The sequence below is a fragment of the Ruegeria sp. BG10 genome (genome assembly GCF_056538575.1).
In genome coordinates, this window is record NZ_JBQFTI010000001.1 from 1,229,250 (window position 1) to 1,245,892 (window position 16,643).

The following is a 16,643-nucleotide window of genomic DNA, read 5'->3' on the forward strand; positions in this document are numbered from 1 at the left end:
AACCGGGGCGTGCTTTGAGCGCCCCGGTTCTGTTCACAAGGGTGATTAGGAACCGCCGCCCAGAACGGCTTCGTTGGCAACGGCTTCCTGAACTTTCGCCAGTTCCGGATCCGAGACCAGACCGTATTCGGCCAGCGGGCCGTCGGGGCCTGCGATTTCGTCGGCGACGAAGAACTCAGCATATTCTTTCAGGCCGGGGATCACGCCGATATGGGCTTTCTTCACGTAGAAGAACAGCGGGCGCGAAACCGGGTATTCGCCGGTTGCAATCGACTCAGTCGACGGAACGATACCGGACATGGTCGCAACCTGCAGCTTGTCGGTGTTGTTCTCGTAGAACGCCAGACCAAAGACGCCGATGCCGTCCTTGTTGCTGTCGATGCGGGCCAGGGTCTCGGTGTAGTCGCCGTCGATGTCGACCGAAACGCCGTCGGTGCGCAGCGCAATACAGGCTTTCTCGGCGGCTTTCTTGTCGTCACCGTTTGCAGCCTTGTAAGCGTCGAAATCGCCCAGATGCTCACAACCGGCCAGGATCACCTTGTCTTCGAACACTTCGCGAGTGCCGTGCTTGGTGCCCGGGATATAAGCGGCGATCGGCTGTGCCGGGAAGTTCGGGTTCACGTCAGCCCAGGTCTTGTTCGGGTTGTCGACCAGTTCGCCGTCCACAACAATCTGTGCCGACAGGGCCTTGTACCAGTCTTCCGGCGTGAACTCGAACGAGTTGCCGTTGATGTCGCTGGCAAAGACGATGCCGTCATAGCCGATCTGGACTTCGATGATGTCGGTCACACCCGCATCAGCACAGGCCTTGATTTCTTTCTCGCGGATTTTGCGCGACGAGTTGGCAACGTCGATGGTGTTTTCGCCAACACCTTCACAGAAACGCTTCAACCCGGCCGAGGAACCACCCGACTCGACAACCGGTGTCGGGAAGTCAAAGTTCTCACCGAAGGCTTCAGCTACGATTGAGGCATAAGGCAGCACGGTCGATGAACCAGCAACCTGAACCTGATCACGAGCAGCGGCCGTGGTGGCCGATACGGCAGCGATAGCAAGAGCAGAAGCCGACAGTTTTACAAAGGACATTTCAGTCTCCTTGAGAGATAGAGTTAGTGATCACCCCCATGATGATCTTGCGCGAACCTCTACGAGTCGTGCGTAAGCCTTTTGTGACACCCATGTAACAGCTTTATGACAGAAACGGATAAACCGGGCTGACGTAACGCAAAGCTGCCATGCATTCTTTACATACGGGCGCGATTGGCAGTGTCACATAGACGAGGCTTACGATCAGCGTGGCAGGATAACGGTAAAGATTGTCCCCTTGCCCAGATCGCTTTCCACACGCAGCCGCCCCCGGTGGCGATTGATGATGTGCTTTACAATCGCCAGACCCAGCCCGGTGCCGCCCAATTGACGGGATCTGTGACTGTCGGCGCGATAGAAACGCTCGGTCAGGCGGGGCAGATGAACGGCGTCTATTCCGGGGCCCTTGTCGATAACCTGAACCCGGACCGCAGGACCGCGCATCGCGGTATCCCGTTCCAACGACATGACGCGCACTTCGACGACGCCGCCACTGCCGCCGTATTTGATCGCGTTCTCGATCAGGTTGGTGAACACCTGACGCAACTGATCGCTGTCCCCGGTCAGCGACACCGGTCCCTGAGAGGCGTTCAGCGACAGTTCCACACCCGCATCTTCGGCCAGAGGCCGCAGTGAATTGAGCGTCGATTGCAGCAGGCCCGTCAGTTCAAGCTGCTCTTTCGGCCGGACCCGCTCCTCGCTTTCGACACGGTTCAGTGACAGCAGATCGCCAACCAGACGGTTCATGCGGTTGGCTTCCTCGGTCATGATCTGCAGAAACCGTTCGCGCGCGGCAACATCGTCGCGGGCAGGTCCGCGCAGGGTTTCGATGAACCCCATCAACGCGGTCAGGGGCGTGCGCAGTTCATGGCTGACATTTGCCACGAAATCGCGCCGCATCTGGCTGGCCTGTTCCACATGCGTGATATCCTGAAAAATCGCCAGAACCGCTCCGCCGGACACTGCGCCCACGTCGCGCATATACCGGCACTGCACCTCGAACGTCGTGTCCTGTGCGCCGTCATTCGACAGGTGCCGGGTTTTTGCAGAACCCTTGCTCCGCAGGCTTTGCTCCATCGCTTCGATAACCTGGGGCTGCCGGAGGATGGTGGCGAAATGCCGGCTGACGATATTCTGACCCAAAAGCGTTCGGGCATCCGTGTTGGCCGCGATGATCCGCTCTGTCTGATCGACCATGAGCGCCGGCATGGGAATGGCCGAGACGAATTCGGCAAGCAGGTCGTATGACATGATTTCGGTCTCTTGCGGATGGGCGACGGGCGTTACGACACGGGCTTCATCATATCGCGAAACGCCCGCATGTTCTGCTGATAGTGCAAAGCGCTGAAGGTGATCTTTTGTGCCGCGGCTTCGTCCAGTTGCCGCACAACCTTGCCCGGTGACCCCATGACCAGCGAATTGTCGGGGATCTCTTTCCCTTCGGTGATCAGCGCCCCTGCCCCGATCAGGCAGTTCTTTCCGATCCGTGCACCGTTCAGAACGATTGCGCCCATACCGATCAGAGTGTTTTCCCCGATCGTGCAGCCATGCAGCATCACCTTATGTCCGATGGTGCAATTGCGGCCGATGGTCAGCGGGAACCCGGCGTCAATATGCATGACACAGTTCTCCTGAACGTTGCTGCCCTCACCCACCCGGATCTCTTCATGATCCGCGCGAATGGTGCATCCGAACCAGACCGAGGCCCCCTGCTCCAGCACCACTTTGCCGATCAGATTGGCGTCCGGCGCGACCCAGGTGTCCTCGTGAATTTGCGGAACGTGGTCGCCCAATGCGTAAATGGTCATGACAGCCCCTCGAACTCGCTTTGCAGGGTACGGACGTGATCCTGCAGTCTGGGTTGCTGGATGCGGCGCATGCGCTCGGCGCTGACGATGGTTTTCAGCTTTTCCTCGGTCGCGTCCAGGTCATCGTTGACCAGCACGTAGTCGTAATACCCCCAGTGGCTGATCTCATCCCAGCTTTTCAGCATCCGCTTTGCGATCACGTCGTCGCTGTCCTGCCCGCGGCTTTCCAGCCTGCGGCGCAGTTCCGGGATCGAAGGCGGCAGGATGAAGATCGACAACGCGTGTTTGCCCAGATCGGAGTTCCGGATCTGAACTTCACCTTGCCAGTCCACGTCGAACAGAACGTCCCTGCCCGCGTTGATCGAGTCGCGGACCGGTCCCGCGGGCGAGCCGTAGAAGTTGCCGAACACATGGGCATGTTCCAGCATCTGCCCCTCGGCGACCTGTTGTTTAAAGGCGTCTTCGCTCAGAAAATAGTACTCACGCCCATGTTCCTCACCGGGTCGCGGTGCGCGGGTCGTGGCAGAAACCGAAAACTCCAGCCCGCTGTCCCATTGCATCAGCCTTCTGGCCAGGGTCGATTTGCCCGCACCCGAAGGCGAGGACAGAATGATTAAAAGGCCGCGTCGATCCGCCATTTGGGGCGCTCCTGTCTTTATTCCACGTTCTGCACTTGCTCGCGCATCTGATCTATTACGGCCTTCAACTCAAGCCCGACCGAGGTCAGTTCGGCGCTTTGCGCCTTGGAACACAGCGTGTTGGCCTCGCGGTTGAATTCCTGCATCAGGAAATCCAGCTTGCGCCCGACCGCGCCGTCCTGTGCAAGAAGATCGCGCGCCGCCGTCACATGCGCCTTCAGGCGGTCGATCTCTTCGGTAATGTCCGCCTTGACCGCGATCAGGGCCAGTTCCTGTGCCACCCGGTCCGGGTCGGCCCCCTGCGCGTTGTCCAGTACCCGCGCAAGGTTTTCGCGCAATGTCTCGGCCATCTTGTCCTTGCGCTGATCCGCCAGTTCCGCCGCCTGCGCCGTCAGCTCCGCGACCTGACGAAGCTGGCCGTCCAGAATCTCGGCCAGAGCCTGCCCTTCGGTCCGCCGCATGTCGATAAACGCGTCCAGCAGACCGGCAAATTCCGTCGTCAACTGAGCCGTCAGTGGGGCCGGATCGTCCACGTCGCTGCCGGCATCCAGCATTCCCTTGACGGCGATTAGATCGGCGGCGGTGGACGGCGTCAGCGTGACGCCGTGTGCGGTCGCCATCTCTTGCGTGCGGGCCAAAGCCTTCAGCGCGGCCTCCATCGCCGCCTCGTTCAGGACAAGATCCGGTGCGGTCTCATCCCGGCTTAATCGGAGCGACAGCGTGACATTTCCCCGGCTCAACGCCTTTGACATCTGCGCCCGCAGCGCTGTCTCAAGCCCGGTCAGCCAATCCGGCGTACGTACGCGCAGATCCAGCCCCTTGCCGTTTACGCTGCGCAGTTCCCAAGTCCAGCTATGGGGTCCGAACGCCCCTTTGCCCGAGGCGAAACCGGTCATGGATCTGATCATGCCTGCCCTTTCAATAGCCGCCCGTTCCCTTGTGCCTGCCGCACCTAATGCCATCGGCGCACGCAGGGCAAGTCTTTGCTGAGTTTGGCAATGCGACCCGGAAGTTAACCATTCATTAAAGAATTGCTCCAAAATTGAATTAACCCGTGTCAATCTGACCCGTGACGGGACTGGTCAGACCTTGATGTCCCGGATATGTGGCATTTTAAGAAAATGACGGTCGATTGGTGCTAGGGTGATGAAAATGAAAACCTTTTTCGGGAACGGTTCCGGGTCAAACTTTGGAAAGATCGTCGCAATGGATCGTTTTGACAGTGGGCGCAGCCTCTCGCCCATCCGGCAGGCCGAGGCATACTGGACCGCGTTGCTGACAGGTGACGGCGTGCCCATGCGGTCGCAGATCGATCCGCGCGGGCTTGAGAATATCCTGGAATACACATTCGTTCTGGAACGCATCGCCCCGGGGCTGGCAAGGTTCCGTCTGGCAGGAAGTCATCTGAACAAACTGGCGGGCATGGAGGTGCGCGGCATGCCCCTGACCGCGTTTTTTGAACCCAGCGCACGCGGGCAGATCACCGAGTTATTGGAACAAGTCTTTGCCCGGCCCTCGATTGCCGAGCTGGGGCTAGTGTCTTCGGGCAAGCTGGGGCGGACAGAAATGCAGGCGCGAATGATCCTGCTGCCCCTGAAAAGCGATCTGGGCGACATCAGCCGCGTGCTGGGCGTGATGGTCAGTGACGGCACAATCGGCGCGACACCCCGACGGTTCACAATCCCGGACAGCCGTGTGCGTGCGGTTTCCGACGTTCAGGCACCGCGAAAGCTCGCACAAGAAAACATGGCGGAATTCGCCGAGGACCAGGCCGAGTTCAAGCGGCCCGGCTCGCATTTGCGATTGGTCGTGTCGCGGGACGATTAAAAAAAGGCGGGCACGCAGCCCGCCTTTCTCTTTTCGATAGGTTCAATACTTAGCTGACAGCCCGTTTGCTGCCATTGCGGCGCAGGGTAGTCAGTTCTTCCGCAACCAGGAACGCCAGTTCCAGCGACTGCGTTGCGTTCAGGCGCGGGTCGCAGGCTGTGTGGTAACGATCCGAAAGATCCTCTTCGGTCACGGCGCGGACGCCGCCGGTGCATTCGGTCACGTCCAGACCGGTCATTTCGAAATGCACACCACCGGGGATGGTGCCTTCGGCCTGATGAACGCCGAAAAAGTCGCGCACCTCGCGCAGAACCGAGTCGAACGGGCGGGTCTTGTAGCCGGTGGCCGACTTGATCGTGTTGCCGTGCATCGGATCGCAGACCCAGGTGACCTTGGCGCCTTCTTCCTTGACCGCCCTGATCAGGCGCGGAAGATGTTCGGCCGCCTTGCCTGCGCCGAAACGTGCAATCAGGGTCAGACGCCCCTCTTCGTTTTCCGGGTTCAGCTTGGACATCAGAACCTTGAGGTCCTCTGCCGTGGTCGTCGGGCCGCATTTCAGGCCGATCGGGTTCAGAACGCCGCGGCAGAATTCCACATGTGCGCCGTCCGGCTGACGGGTACGGTCGCCGATCCAGATCATGTGACCGGACCCGGCCAGCCAGTTACCGGAAGTCGAATCGAGACGGGTCAGCGCCTCTTCGTATTCCAGCAGCAACCCTTCGTGGCTGGTGTAGAATTCAACGGTCGAGAATTCATGCGTGGTGTCCGCCGTGATCCCGGCGGCATTCATGAAGTCGATGGTGTCCTGAATGCGATCCGCAATTTCGGAATACTTCTGAACGTCCTGCTCATCCGTGAACCCCAAAGTCCACGAATGTACCATGCTCATGTCGGCAAATCCGCCGGTCGAGAAAGCGCGTAACAGGTTCAGCGTTGCCGCAGCCTGAGTATAGGCCTGCAGCATCTTGCCGGGATTCGGAATGCGCGCTTCGGGCGTGAAGGCCAGTTCGTTGATGATGTCACCGCGGTAGCTGGGCAGTTCCACGCCATCCACAACCTCGGTCGGCGCGCTGCGCGGCTTGGCAAACTGGCCAGCCATGCGGCCCACCTTGACCACCGGAACCTTGGCGCCATAGGTCAGCACCATCGCCATCTGCAGCATCACCTTGAACGTGTCACGGATCGCATCCGCACTGAATTGTTCAAAGCTTTCAGCACAGTCCCCGCCCTGCAGCAGGAAGGCCTCGCCGCGACCGGCGGCACCAAGAAGTTGCTTGAGACGCCGTGCTTCGCCAGCAAAGACCAGCGGGGGATACTGCGAAAGCTGAGCCTCGACCTTGGCCAGAGCGGCCGCGTCGGTATAGTCTGGCATCTGAACCCGGGGCTTGTTGCGCCAGTTCGTTTTTTGCCATTCGGTCATAGCTTTGATCTCCGCTGAAGTCGTCAGGTCGTCTCTATACAAAATGCAATGAAGACTGACCATATGCGATTTGCGCCTCTTGACGCCGGAAACAAGCTTTGATCATGGTGGCTGCCAAATCAGTCGCGGGACGTCACGTCACAATGCGGCGAATCAAGGACACCTCGCCATGCAAGAGCAACGCCAAGTTGTCACGGTGGAAGACACTGCGGCCAACCCGAAAAACTTCGTATTTGTCCTGCTGGACAAATTCTCTTTGCTGTCGTTTGCATCGGCACTGGACAGCCTTCGGATCGCGAACCGGATGGCGGATCGGCAATTGTATTCCTGGACGCTGGCAGGAGAAGGCGGTGAAACCGTCAGCTGTTCGGCCGGAACCACCTTTCAGTTAGACTCGGACCTTGTCGAGCTTCAGCGCGACGAGGTTGTCCTTATTTGCGGCGGCGTGGATGTTCAGGGGGCGACGACCAAGCGGGTTCTGAACTGGGTCCGCCGCGAGGCGCGGCGCGGGTTGCGCATCGGCGGGCTTTGCACGGCGGCCTATACGCTGGCCAAGGCAGGGCTTCTGGACGGCAAGCGCGCCACGATCCACTGGGAGAATTCGGACAGTTTCGTCGAAGAATTCGATGAGGTGGAACTGACAAAATCGGTCTTTCAGATCGACGGCAACCGAATGACAACGGCTGGCGGGACGTCCTCGATCGACCTGATGCTGAAAATCATCGCGGACGATTTCGGCGAAGACCTTGCGAACGCCGTCGCGGACCAGATGATCTATTCGTCCATCCGCACCGACCAGGACACGCAACGCCTGTCGACCCCAACCCGGATCGGCGTGCGCCATCCAAAGCTGAGCCAGGTCATCCTGATGATGGAAAAGAACATCGAAGAGCCGATCTCGCCCTCGATCCTGGCCAAGGATGTCGGCATGTCGACCCGGCAGCTGGAGCGGCTGTTTCGCCGCTATCTCAGCCGGTCGCCAAAGCGCTATTATATGGAACTGCGGCTGCACAAGGCGCGCAACCTGCTGATGCAGACGGATATGAGCGTAATCAACGTGGCCCTTGCCTGCGGTTTTGCCAGCCCGTCGCATTTTTCGAAATGCTACCGCGCGCACTACAACACCACGCCCTATCGTGAGCGTGGTGCGCAGGGCGGGCGGTTGTCGGTCTGACCGATCAGAACATCTTGAACAGGACTTCGGAACTTGTGTTCATGGTAAAGCGCAGGACCAGAACGCCGTCTTCGCGGTCATGCAGCAAAGCGTAGTAGTAAAAGTAACTGTTCTTGTCGTTCCAGAACGCGCGCAATTCATGAGAGAAGCCGTTTTCAAGCTCGACACGCTTAATAATGGCGGAATCGGTGAGGTAAAACGGAACGACGTCGCGCAACTGGTTCTGGGCAAGCCTTAGTTGTTCTTCCGTATACTCATCCGCGCCCCCTAACCGCAGGATGATATTCGAAAATTCCCGGTTCTTGATCTTCTTCTCAACATATTCCTCATAATCGTCATATGTCGCGAAGGCTTCATCTGCCGCAGAAGGCAATGCGCTGACTGCAAACAGCGCAGCGGCGAGAATGTTTTTCATGAACTACCCCGTTAAGTTGTCGTACCAACGTTCTAGGTCTGCGGAGACATTCTGTAAACTGCGCCCTGCCCAACCGAAATGAACCAGATCGACCCGTCCGGGGCTTCTACTATTTCCCGCACGCGTTCGGTTTCCGGGCCCTTGATCTGCTCGACCTCTCGCAACGGGTTGCCAGCAAGCCGCGAGATGTAGTCGAATTTGAGTGACCCGACAAAGATATCGCCCCTCCATTCGGGCCAAAGCTTGCCCGAATAGACCAGCAGCCCCGAAGGAGCGATGGACGGGTCCCAATAGAACTCGGGCTGTTCCATGCCGGGTTTGGATGTGCCTTCGCCAATTTTCTGACCCGAGTAATGAACGCCATAGGAAATCACGGGCCATCCGTAATTCCGGCCGGGCCGGATCAGGTTCACCTCGTCGCCGCCTCTGGCCCCATGTTCGGAAATCCACAAGCGGCCGCGCCCGTCCAAGCCCGCCCCTTGCGGATTGCGGTGCCCGAAGGACCAGATCTCGGGGCGGATATCCGCGTTTCCGACAAACGGATTATCGGCGGGCACCGTCCCGTCGCGATTAACGCGGATCACCGATCCCATATGGTTCGACCTGTCCTGCGCTGACGGCCGGTCGCCGCGGTCGCCAATGGTCAGGAACAACGTGCCGTCATTGGCCTCGACCACCCGCGAGCCAAAGTGACGGCCGGTTGTGCCCCCAGGCACGGCCTCGAATATGACACGAAAGTTGTTCAGCCTGTCGCCCGCGTCCGACAGGCGGGCGACGGCAAGCGCGGTGCCCGCGCCGCCTCTTTGGGGTTTGGAAAAGGTCAGGAAGATCTCACGGCTCTGCGCAAAGTCACGCGCGACGGTCACATCCAGCAAACCGCCCTGCCCGTTCGCCGCCACTTTGGGCAGACCCTTGACGCGCTTGGCCTGCCCGTCTGCGATGAACAGCATCTCTCCGTCACGCTCGGTAACAAGAAACGCCCCACCGGGCAGGATGCCGATTGCCCAGGGGGTATCCAGCCCTTCGACCATTGGCGTTACACGCACAGGACCAGCGGAAGTTTGAAGAACATCCGCCCTGACCAGACCGGCGCTCAGGGTGAGGATCAGAATCACAATGGCTCTTAACATGGGGGCCTCCAGTTGCGGGTCGTTCTTCAGGGAACACGGCGACAAACCCTACAAAACAAATAGGATTGTGGGGGACAAAAACACAATTGCGTTAGGACTTTTCTTTTTCAGGCAGCTTGCCTAGGGTCGTGCCCAGAACGAAGACGTTCCAATAAGGGAGTAACCTAATGAAAAAGCTGCTTACAGCAACTGCAGCAACCGCTCTGTTGTCCGGCACCGCAATGGCCGAAGATGTCACGCTTGGCGTCCTCTTTGGCTTTACCGGCCCGATTGAATCGCTGGCCCCGGCCATGGGTTCGGGTGCCGAACTGGCGATGGCCGAAGTCTCGGAATCCGGCAAGCTGCTGGACGGCACGACCGTCACAGCGTCGCGCGCGGATACCGGGTGCATCGACAACGGTCTGGCAACCTCGAACGGCGAACGCATGATCGCCGACGGTGTGGCCGGCCTGATCGGCGGCGACTGCTCGGGCGTGACCGGTGCGATCCTGCAAAACGTCGCGATCCCGAACGGCATGGTCATGATCTCGCCTTCGGCGACCTCGCCCGGCCTGTCGACCATGGAAGACAACGGCCTGTTCTTCCGCACCGCCCCGTCGGACGCGCGTGAAGGTCAGGTGATGGCGGACATCCTGAACGATCGCGGCATTAGCTCGATCGCACTGACCTACACCAACAACGACTATGGCAAGGGTCTGGCGGATGCGATCCAGTCGTCCTTCGAGGCTGCGGGTGGTGAAGTCACCATCGTTGCCGCGCACGAAGACGGCAAGGCCGACTATTCGGCCGAAGTGGGCGCGTTGGCCTCGGCCGGTGGCGACATTCTGGTCGTTGCAGGCTATCTGGATCAGGGCGGTCTGGGCATCATCCAGTCGGCGCTGGACAGCGGTGCGTTTGACACATTCGGTCTGCCCGGCGGCATGATCGGTGACTCGCTGCCTGCCAATGTCGGCCCCGACCTGAACGGCTCGTTCGGTCAGATCGCCGGTTCGGGTGGCGAAGGTGCCGAGAAGTACTTTGCCATGGCCGAAGCCGCGGGCTTTGACGGCTCGTCGCCCTACTCGCCGGAATCCTATGACGCCGCAGCCCTGTTCATGCTGGCGATGCAGGCGGCTGGGTCCACCAACCCTGCCGACTATGGCGCGAAGATCATGGACGTTGCCAACGAACCGGGCGAAAAGATCTATCCCGGCGAGCTGGCCAAGGGCCTGGAACTGCTGGCCGCGGGTCAGGACATCGACTATGTCGGCGCTTCGGGCGTTGAGCTGATCGGCCCCGGTGAAAGCGCGGGTTCCTATCGCGAGATCGAAGTCACCGACGGCGAGAACAAAACCGTCAATTTCCGTTGATCCGACGTTAAACGTCATAAAAACAAGCAGCCCGGGCCTTGTGCCCGGGCTGTTTCGATGAAAAAAGACCGCACCTCTCCGGGGGATGGGAAAACAACAACGCCGAAAACGGCGGCTAGGGGAAAAGATGATCGTCGTCGAAGACGTGCACAAGCATTTCGGCGGTTTTCACGCGGTGGACGGGGCATCGCTGGAAATCCAAAAGGGCTCGATCACCGGCCTGATCGGGCCGAACGGGGCCGGAAAAACCACTTTGTTCAACGTGATCGCAGGGGTTTTGCCGCCCACCAGCGGACGCGTCTTCATGGATGGCGAAGAGATCACCGGCCTGCCCCCGCACGATCTGTTTCACAAGGGCCTTCTGCGCACCTTCCAGATCGCGCATGAGTTTTCGTCGATGACCTGCCGCGAAAACCTGATGATGGTGCCCGGTGCTCAATCGGGGGAATCGCTGTGGAACACATGGTTTGGCCGCAAGCGCATCGCCGATGAAGAACGCGCGCTCAAGGCCAAGGCCGATGAAGTTCTGGAATTCCTGACCATCGAACATCTGGCGGATCACAAGGCCGGTCAGGTTTCGGGCGGTCAGAAAAAGCTGCTGGAACTTGGCCGCACCATGATGGTCGACGCCAAGATCGTGTTTCTGGACGAGGTCGGCGCAGGCGTGAACCGCACCCTGCTGATGACCATCGCCGACACGATCCTGCGGCTGAACAAGGAACGCGGCTATACCTTCGTCGTCATCGAGCATGACATGGATTTCATTGGCAAGATCTGCGACCCGGTCATCTGTATGGCCGAGGGTAAGGTTCTGGCCGAAGGCACGCTGGATGAGATCAAGGCCAATGAACACGTGATCGAGGCCTATCTGGGCACCGGCCTGAAGAACAAGGACAAGCTGGAGGCGGGCGCGTGACCGACAACCCCTATCAGGACGACAAGGGCAACAAGGACGCCTCGATCACCAATACCGCGGGTATCGGCACGATGACACCCGCCCACCGCAAAAGCGGCGAAACGCACCGCGTGGAAGGCGGCCCCTTTCTGATCGGTGACACCATGACCGGCGGCTACGGCAAAGGGCCGGACATTCTGCACGATTGCACCATTGCCGTCGACAAAGGTGAAATTGCGGTGATCGTCGGCCCCAACGGCGCCGGTAAGTCTACTGCGATGAAGGCTGTGTTTGGGATGCTGGACGTCCGCGCCGGGTCGGTTCGGCTGGACGGTGAGGATATCACCACCCTCACGCCACAAGACCGGGTGATGCGGGGGATGGGCTTTGTGCCCCAGACCTCGAACATCTTCACGTCGATGACGGTGGAAGAGAACCTTGAGATGGGCGCCTTCATCCGCCGCGACGACATCAGCCAGACGATGGAGCAGGTCTATGACCTGTTCCCCATCCTCCGCGACAAGCGGAACCAGGCAGCCGGAGAATTGTCCGGCGGCCAGCGCCAACAGGTCGCCGTGGGCCGCGCGCTGATGACCCAGCCCAAAGTGCTGATGCTGGACGAACCAACGGCCGGCGTCTCACCCATCGTGATGGATGAACTGTTCGACCGGATCATCGAGGTCTCGCGCACCGGTCTACCGATCCTGATGGTCGAACAGAACGCCCGCCAGGCGCTGGAGATTGCCGACAAGGGATATGTTCTGGTGCAGGGACGCAACGCCTATACCGGCACGGGCAAGGAACTGCTGGCTGATCCCGAGGTTCGGAAGAGTTTTCTGGGCGGATAAGTGCTATGGCTAAACCGTTCTCAGCAACTTTAAGCAAAGCATTGCTTCTAACCGCATGCGTATCCTTACATACCCCAGTACAGGCGTCCGAGGCAGAAATCTCCAGTGTTGCCAAGGAAATAGTTGCCAACGGTGGAACTGTTTTGAACTGTATTTTTTCAGAGTCTTGCGACCGTGGGGAATGCTCAAGTATGGATAGCAAGGTTGAAATAGCACTTAGTGCGTTCGCAGAATCCGCGCTCTCCTTCGAGGCAACCGAAACTGTAGTAATAAGAGGCACTTGGATCGAGTCTGCTCGGCACAGCGGCGTTGATGGCGTTAAACTGGGTAGAGTCGCGACAGTAATCGCAACTGGTTTCGACGATGCAGTATTGGTAGCTTCCGTTGATCTGAAGACGCTAGAGATCAATTCCTCCAAACACTTGTCGACTGCTTTCGGAACTTCCCATCAATACGGTTCATGCGAGGTCGTAAACTAGTGGACTTCCTTAACGCCATTGTGGCGCTCTCCAACTTTGTCCTTGTTCCCACAATCGCCTATAGCCGGTAGGTAACATTGGCCCTCTAGAAGAGGCGCGCATGACCAACTTCCTGGACCTAAACTCAATGTCCTCCATCCCAAGATTTCCACGCCTCGGCTGCAATCCGGACACATTGTGCGTTTAGCGGGCGTGAATGAAGGAAACGATTTCCCGGGATTGCACACGCTTTCTCCGCGAAATCAGCGAACCTTCTGAATGAAATACACTATTCAGGACACAAAAATGAAAAAATGGATGTGTGTGGCGGTCGCCACGCTGTTCGCCACGACCGCAACCGCGGAAGAACGTCACTTTGTCTGCGTCTCGGATCGCGACGGCAGCGAAGTCCGCCTCAACCGGGCACCCGAAGGGGACAAGGGCAGTATCGAGACAAAGGACATTGCGGGTGATGCAATGGTATTCAAGGGCGTCGGCAACATGACATTTGTTCATATCGAAGATCAGGACGTCATGACCTTCGTCGTCCACTTTGGTGACATGTCCTATGACCTGTCGGTCAAGGGTCCGCACGCCGGTACCGATCACGGAATGTGCACCGAAACAGCCGCCTGATTCCCCGGCTGATCCACCTGGGCGTGCGGCAGAAATTGCTGGCGCGCGCCGAAACCGGGAACTGTTCCGCGACACCCAAGTTCTTCGTGGTTCTTTTTCGCAAACAGCAGAAAAATATGGCTTTAATCCGGGCCCGAAATGTTGTGCCCGCAGGGATCGTCATGCCATAAGGTCGCACCCGGACAGTGAGAAGAAATAATGGATCTACTGAACGCGCTCGTCGCGCTATCGAATTTCGTCCTTGTGCCGGCGGTTGCCTATGGCAGTCAGCTGGCTCTGGGGGCGCTGGGGGTGACCCTGATATACGGAATCCTGCGGTTTTCCAATTTTGCCCATGGCGACACGATGGCCTTTGGCGCGATGATCGCCGTGCTGGTCACCTGGGGGCTACAGGCCGCTGGGGTCAGCTTCGGCCCGCTGCCGACCGCTCTGCTGGCCCTGCCCTTTGCCATCCTGGGCTGCATTGTTCTGGTGCTGATCACCGACCGGCTGGTTTACCGTTTCTACCGCGAGCAGAAGGCGAAACCGGTCATTCTAGTGATCGTTTCCATGGGCGTCATGTTCATCATGAACGGTCTGGTGCGGTTCATCATCGGCCCGGACGACCAGCGGTTTTCCGATGGTGTGCGGTTTCTGATTTCAGCGCGGGATTTCAAGACCATGACCGGTCTGAACGAGGGGCTTGCCATCCGAACGTCGCAGGCGATCACGGTCGTCGTTGCCGTTGTTGCCGTGGCGCTGCTGTTCTGGTTCCTCAACAAGACCCGCACCGGCAAGTCGATGCGCGCCTATTCGGATAACGAAGATCTGGCGCTGCTGTCCGGCATCAACCCCGAGCGTGTGGTGATGATCACCTGGATCATCGTTGCGGCCTTGGCCACCACTGCCGGCGTGCTGTACGGGTTGGACAAGAGCTTTAAGCCGTTCGTCTATTTCCAGCTTCTGCTGCCGATCTTTGCCTCGGCTATCGTAGGCGGGCTTGGCAACCCGCTGGGGGCCATCGCGGGCGGCTTCATCATCGCCTTTTCCGAGGTCACGATCACCTATGCGTGGAAGAAGGTTCTGACCTATGTCGCACCGGAAAACCTGGCCCCGTCGGGATTGGTGCAGTTCCTGTCCACCGATTACAAATTCGCCGTCAGCTTTGTCATCCTGCTGATCGTGCTTCTGTTTAAGCCCACGGGCCTGTTCAAGGGGAAAGCGGTATGACCGAGTCCGTCAAAAACACGCTGCTTTTTGCCGTTGTCGGCGGCCTGATCCTGTTGACCGGATTTACGCAGAGCTGGAACGCCGCGATTCTGATCCTGAACATGGGGCTGATCTCGGCCATCATGTCGATCGGGGTGAACCTGCAATGGGGCTTTGCTGGCCTCTTCAACGTTGGTGTCATGGGCTTTGTTGCGCTGGGCGGATTGGCGGTTGTGCTGGTTTCGACCCCGCCGACACCCGGAGCGTGGTCTTCCGGCGGGTATGGCATTGTTCTCGCCCTGATGCTGGGGGCCGCAACCGTTGTCGGCGCCGTTCTGGTGGCGCAGAAACTGCCGAAAGGCCGGGTGCAGACCCTATCGATCATTGGCATTCTGATTGTCGGCTTCTTTGTCTACCGCGCGATATTTGATCCCAACGCCGCCGCGGTCGAGGCCATCAACCCGGCCGTGGAAGGCAACATTGGTGGTCTGAATCTGCCTGTCCTCATTGCCTGGCCCGCAGGTGGGTTGCTGGCCGCCGGGGCGGCCTGGCTGATCGGCAAGACGGCCCTGGGCCTGCGTTCGGACTATCTGGCAATCGCCACGCTGGGAATTGCCGAGATCATCATCGCCATCCTTAAAAACGAAGACTGGCTGGCCCGGGGCGTCAAGAATGTTTACGGCATTCCGCGCCCGGCCCCTGTTGTCGGATACGAGGTCGAGTTGCAGAAAGATCCCGGCTTTATCGCCCGTGCCGAGTGGTTCGGGCTGGACCCGGTCACGGCCTCGACCCTGTCGGTCAAGCTGGGCTATTCGCTGCTGTTCCTGATCGTGCTGCTGGCGCTTTTGTGGATGGCGCAGATGGCGCTCAAAAGCCCGTGGGGCCGCATGATGCGCGCCATCCGCGACAATGAGGTTGCAGCCGAAGCCATGGGCAAGGACGTTACCCGCCGCCACCTGCAGATCTTCGTGCTGGGCTCGGCCATCTGCGGCATCGCCGGTGCAATGATGACCACGCTGGACGGTCAGTTGACCCCCAGTGCCTACCAGCCGCTGCGTTTTACCTTCCTTGTTTGGGTGATGGTGATCGTGGGCGGATCGGGCAACAATTTCGGCGCGGTTTTGGGCGCGTTCCTGATCTGGTTTCTTTGGGTTCAGGTTGAACCCATTGGCCTTTGGCTGATGAACCTGATCACCATTGGTCTGCCCGATGGAAGCGCGCTGAAGGCTCACCTGATTGGAAGCGCCGCGCATATGCGGTTGTTCACCATGGGCCTGATCCTGCTGATTGTTCTCAGATTCAGTCCTAGGGGACTGATCCCCGAGAAATAGATCAGAAAATAATCAATTGCCTGAACCGCGCCGCAAAAACGGCGCGGTTTCTTGATTAGAATCAGGATTGTGAATAGACGGATTCACAACGCTTACCTGTAATCAGGCGATGCTCGGCGCACTCTCACACCATATTTGCCGATCTTCGTCGACCAAATAGTTAACCAGTAAAATGAGCACCAATCATGAAACCTACCACTGCCAAGACTCTCCTGCTTTTTCCCCTGACAGCAGTTCTGACCGGATGCATCCCCTCACCCGAGGATCTGGAAACAGCGCCCGTCACAGTGCAGACCCCCAAGGGCGAAGTGACCTGTCAGCTGTACCGTCAGGACCGCGTGACCTGGGACCGGGCCATTAACTTTCCGGCGACCAGTATGACGGTCCCCGAGGCCGATGCCTATTGTCGTCAGGAAGGCCAGCGCCGCCTGAAGTAGTGC

The 16,643-nt window shown here is 58.9% G+C and carries 18 protein-coding genes; 10 read left to right on the top strand and 8 right to left on the bottom strand.

The features are described 5' to 3' along the window. Nucleotides 1-45: 45 nt before the first annotated feature. The 5 genes from ACR0D8_RS06070 to ACR0D8_RS06090 all read right to left on the bottom strand — a co-directional run bounded on the left by ACR0D8_RS06070 (nt 46) and on the right by ACR0D8_RS06090 (nt 4,440). Complete coding sequence (locus ACR0D8_RS06070) at nt 46-1,086, bottom strand: substrate-binding domain-containing protein (RefSeq protein WP_480645238.1); 1,041 nt, start codon at nt 1,084-1,086, stop codon at nt 46-48. Nucleotides 1,087-1,290: 204 nt separating this feature from the next. Beyond that, complete coding sequence (locus ACR0D8_RS06075; protein ID WP_480645240.1) at nt 1,291-2,337, bottom strand: ATP-binding protein; 1,047 nt, start codon at nt 2,335-2,337, stop codon at nt 1,291-1,293. 32 nt (nt 2,338-2,369) lie between these two features. Next, entirely contained in the window at nt 2,370-2,894 is a 525-nt protein-coding gene (locus ACR0D8_RS06080; RefSeq protein WP_475160694.1) for a gamma carbonic anhydrase family protein, read from the bottom strand. Beyond that, nucleotides 2,891-3,532: a guanylate kinase gene (gene gmk / locus ACR0D8_RS06085; protein WP_475160695.1), complete on the bottom strand. Its 642-nt coding sequence runs from the start codon at nt 3,530-3,532 to the stop codon at nt 2,891-2,893. The genes ACR0D8_RS06080 and gmk overlap by 4 nt, the downstream gene beginning before the upstream one ends. Before the next feature lie 17 nt (nt 3,533-3,549). Continuing rightward, nucleotides 3,550-4,440, bottom strand: a complete 891-nt coding sequence (locus ACR0D8_RS06090) for a YicC/YloC family endoribonuclease (RefSeq protein WP_480645241.1) — start codon at nt 4,438-4,440, stop codon at nt 3,550-3,552. A gap of 244 nt (nt 4,441-4,684) precedes the next feature. On the opposite strand from ACR0D8_RS06090, the gene ACR0D8_RS06095 reads away from it, so the two are divergent. After that, nucleotides 4,685-5,359: a PAS domain-containing protein gene (locus ACR0D8_RS06095; RefSeq protein WP_480645242.1), complete on the top strand. Its 675-nt coding sequence runs from the start codon at nt 4,685-4,687 to the stop codon at nt 5,357-5,359. Between the two features lie 49 nt (nt 5,360-5,408). Here ACR0D8_RS06095 and ACR0D8_RS06100 read toward each other — a convergent pair whose 3' ends face one another. Beyond that, on the bottom strand, nt 5,409-6,779 hold the full coding sequence (locus ACR0D8_RS06100) for a class II 3-deoxy-7-phosphoheptulonate synthase (RefSeq protein ID WP_480645243.1): 1,371 nt from the start codon (nt 6,777-6,779) through the stop codon (nt 5,409-5,411). A gap of 169 nt (nt 6,780-6,948) precedes the next feature. On the opposite strand from ACR0D8_RS06100, the gene ACR0D8_RS06105 reads away from it, so the two are divergent. After that, nucleotides 6,949-7,953: a GlxA family transcriptional regulator gene (locus ACR0D8_RS06105; protein ID WP_475160707.1), complete on the top strand. Its 1,005-nt coding sequence runs from the start codon at nt 6,949-6,951 to the stop codon at nt 7,951-7,953. 4 nt (nt 7,954-7,957) lie between these two features. Here the strand turns inward: ACR0D8_RS06105 and ACR0D8_RS06110 are convergent, their stop codons facing one another. Next, nucleotides 7,958-8,368, bottom strand: a complete 411-nt coding sequence (locus ACR0D8_RS06110) for a hypothetical protein (protein WP_480645245.1) — start codon at nt 8,366-8,368, stop codon at nt 7,958-7,960. Between the two features lie 32 nt (nt 8,369-8,400). Then, complete coding sequence (locus ACR0D8_RS06115; RefSeq protein ID WP_480645246.1) at nt 8,401-9,498, bottom strand: PQQ-dependent sugar dehydrogenase; 1,098 nt, start codon at nt 9,496-9,498, stop codon at nt 8,401-8,403. 167 nt (nt 9,499-9,665) lie between these two features. Between ACR0D8_RS06115 and ACR0D8_RS06120 the strand changes: the two genes are divergently transcribed. The 8 genes from ACR0D8_RS06120 (at nt 9,666) to ACR0D8_RS06155 (ending at nt 16,640) form a co-directional block, all read left to right on the top strand. Next, on the top strand, nt 9,666-10,847 hold the full coding sequence (locus ACR0D8_RS06120) for an ABC transporter substrate-binding protein (RefSeq protein ID WP_480645247.1): 1,182 nt from the start codon (nt 9,666-9,668) through the stop codon (nt 10,845-10,847). Between the two features lie 127 nt (nt 10,848-10,974). Then, nucleotides 10,975-11,763: an ABC transporter ATP-binding protein gene (locus ACR0D8_RS06125; RefSeq protein WP_480645249.1), complete on the top strand. Its 789-nt coding sequence runs from the start codon at nt 10,975-10,977 to the stop codon at nt 11,761-11,763. Continuing rightward, nucleotides 11,760-12,590: an ABC transporter ATP-binding protein gene (locus tag ACR0D8_RS06130; RefSeq protein ID WP_475160718.1), complete on the top strand. Its 831-nt coding sequence runs from the start codon at nt 11,760-11,762 to the stop codon at nt 12,588-12,590. Before ACR0D8_RS06125 ends, ACR0D8_RS06130 begins: the two co-directional genes overlap by 4 nt. Before the next feature lie 5 nt (nt 12,591-12,595). Further along, nucleotides 12,596-13,069, top strand: a complete 474-nt coding sequence (locus ACR0D8_RS06135; protein WP_480645251.1) for a hypothetical protein — start codon at nt 12,596-12,598, stop codon at nt 13,067-13,069. A 285-nt stretch (nt 13,070-13,354) separates the two neighbouring features. Further along, nucleotides 13,355-13,684, top strand: coding sequence for a hypothetical protein (locus ACR0D8_RS06140; protein ID WP_475160723.1), 330 nt, complete (start codon nt 13,355-13,357; stop codon nt 13,682-13,684). A 198-nt stretch (nt 13,685-13,882) separates the two neighbouring features. Then, nucleotides 13,883-14,893: a branched-chain amino acid ABC transporter permease gene (locus tag ACR0D8_RS06145; RefSeq protein WP_480645253.1), complete on the top strand. Its 1,011-nt coding sequence runs from the start codon at nt 13,883-13,885 to the stop codon at nt 14,891-14,893. Beyond that, entirely contained in the window at nt 14,890-16,203 is a 1,314-nt protein-coding gene (locus ACR0D8_RS06150) for a branched-chain amino acid ABC transporter permease (protein WP_480645255.1), read from the top strand. Before ACR0D8_RS06145 ends, ACR0D8_RS06150 begins: the two co-directional genes overlap by 4 nt. A 185-nt stretch (nt 16,204-16,388) precedes the next feature. Next, the gene (locus tag ACR0D8_RS06155; RefSeq protein ID WP_480645256.1) at nt 16,389-16,640 is read left to right on the top strand and encodes a hypothetical protein; all 252 of its coding nucleotides are present in this window, start codon (nt 16,389-16,391) and stop codon (nt 16,638-16,640) included. Nucleotides 16,641-16,643: the final 3 nt, after the last annotated feature.

Bases quoted from the DNA above. Each gene is read 5' to 3' on its own strand.
- ACR0D8_RS06135 (WP_480645251.1), top strand. From the start codon at position 12,596: ATGGCTAAACCGTTCTCAGCAACTTTAAGCAAAGCATTGCTTCTAACC.
- ACR0D8_RS06100 (WP_480645243.1), bottom strand. From the start codon at position 6,779: ATGACCGAATGGCAAAAAACGAACTGGCGCAACAAGCCCCGGGTTCAG.
- ACR0D8_RS06075 (WP_480645240.1), bottom strand. From the start codon at position 2,337: ATGTCATACGACCTGCTTGCCGAATTCGTCTCGGCCATTCCCATGCCG.
- ACR0D8_RS06110 (WP_480645245.1), bottom strand. From the start codon at position 8,368: ATGAAAAACATTCTCGCCGCTGCGCTGTTTGCAGTCAGCGCATTGCCT.
- ACR0D8_RS06125 (WP_480645249.1), top strand. From the start codon at position 10,975: ATGATCGTCGTCGAAGACGTGCACAAGCATTTCGGCGGTTTTCACGCG.
- ACR0D8_RS06105 (WP_475160707.1), top strand. From the start codon at position 6,949: ATGCAAGAGCAACGCCAAGTTGTCACGGTGGAAGACACTGCGGCCAAC.
- ACR0D8_RS06080 (WP_475160694.1), bottom strand. From the start codon at position 2,894: ATGACCATTTACGCATTGGGCGACCACGTTCCGCAAATTCACGAGGAC.
- ACR0D8_RS06140 (WP_475160723.1), top strand. From the start codon at position 13,355: ATGAAAAAATGGATGTGTGTGGCGGTCGCCACGCTGTTCGCCACGACC.
- ACR0D8_RS06115 (WP_480645246.1), bottom strand. From the start codon at position 9,498: ATGTTAAGAGCCATTGTGATTCTGATCCTCACCCTGAGCGCCGGTCTG.
- ACR0D8_RS06145 (WP_480645253.1), top strand. From the start codon at position 13,883: ATGGATCTACTGAACGCGCTCGTCGCGCTATCGAATTTCGTCCTTGTG.
- ACR0D8_RS06090 (WP_480645241.1), bottom strand. From the start codon at position 4,440: ATGATCAGATCCATGACCGGTTTCGCCTCGGGCAAAGGGGCGTTCGGA.
- ACR0D8_RS06120 (WP_480645247.1), top strand. From the start codon at position 9,666: ATGAAAAAGCTGCTTACAGCAACTGCAGCAACCGCTCTGTTGTCCGGC.
- gmk (WP_475160695.1), bottom strand. From the start codon at position 3,532: ATGGCGGATCGACGCGGCCTTTTAATCATTCTGTCCTCGCCTTCGGGT.
- ACR0D8_RS06150 (WP_480645255.1), top strand. From the start codon at position 14,890: ATGACCGAGTCCGTCAAAAACACGCTGCTTTTTGCCGTTGTCGGCGGC.
- ACR0D8_RS06095 (WP_480645242.1), top strand. From the start codon at position 4,685: ATGAAAACCTTTTTCGGGAACGGTTCCGGGTCAAACTTTGGAAAGATC.
- ACR0D8_RS06155 (WP_480645256.1), top strand. From the start codon at position 16,389: ATGAAACCTACCACTGCCAAGACTCTCCTGCTTTTTCCCCTGACAGCA.
- ACR0D8_RS06070 (WP_480645238.1), bottom strand. From the start codon at position 1,086: ATGTCCTTTGTAAAACTGTCGGCTTCTGCTCTTGCTATCGCTGCCGTA.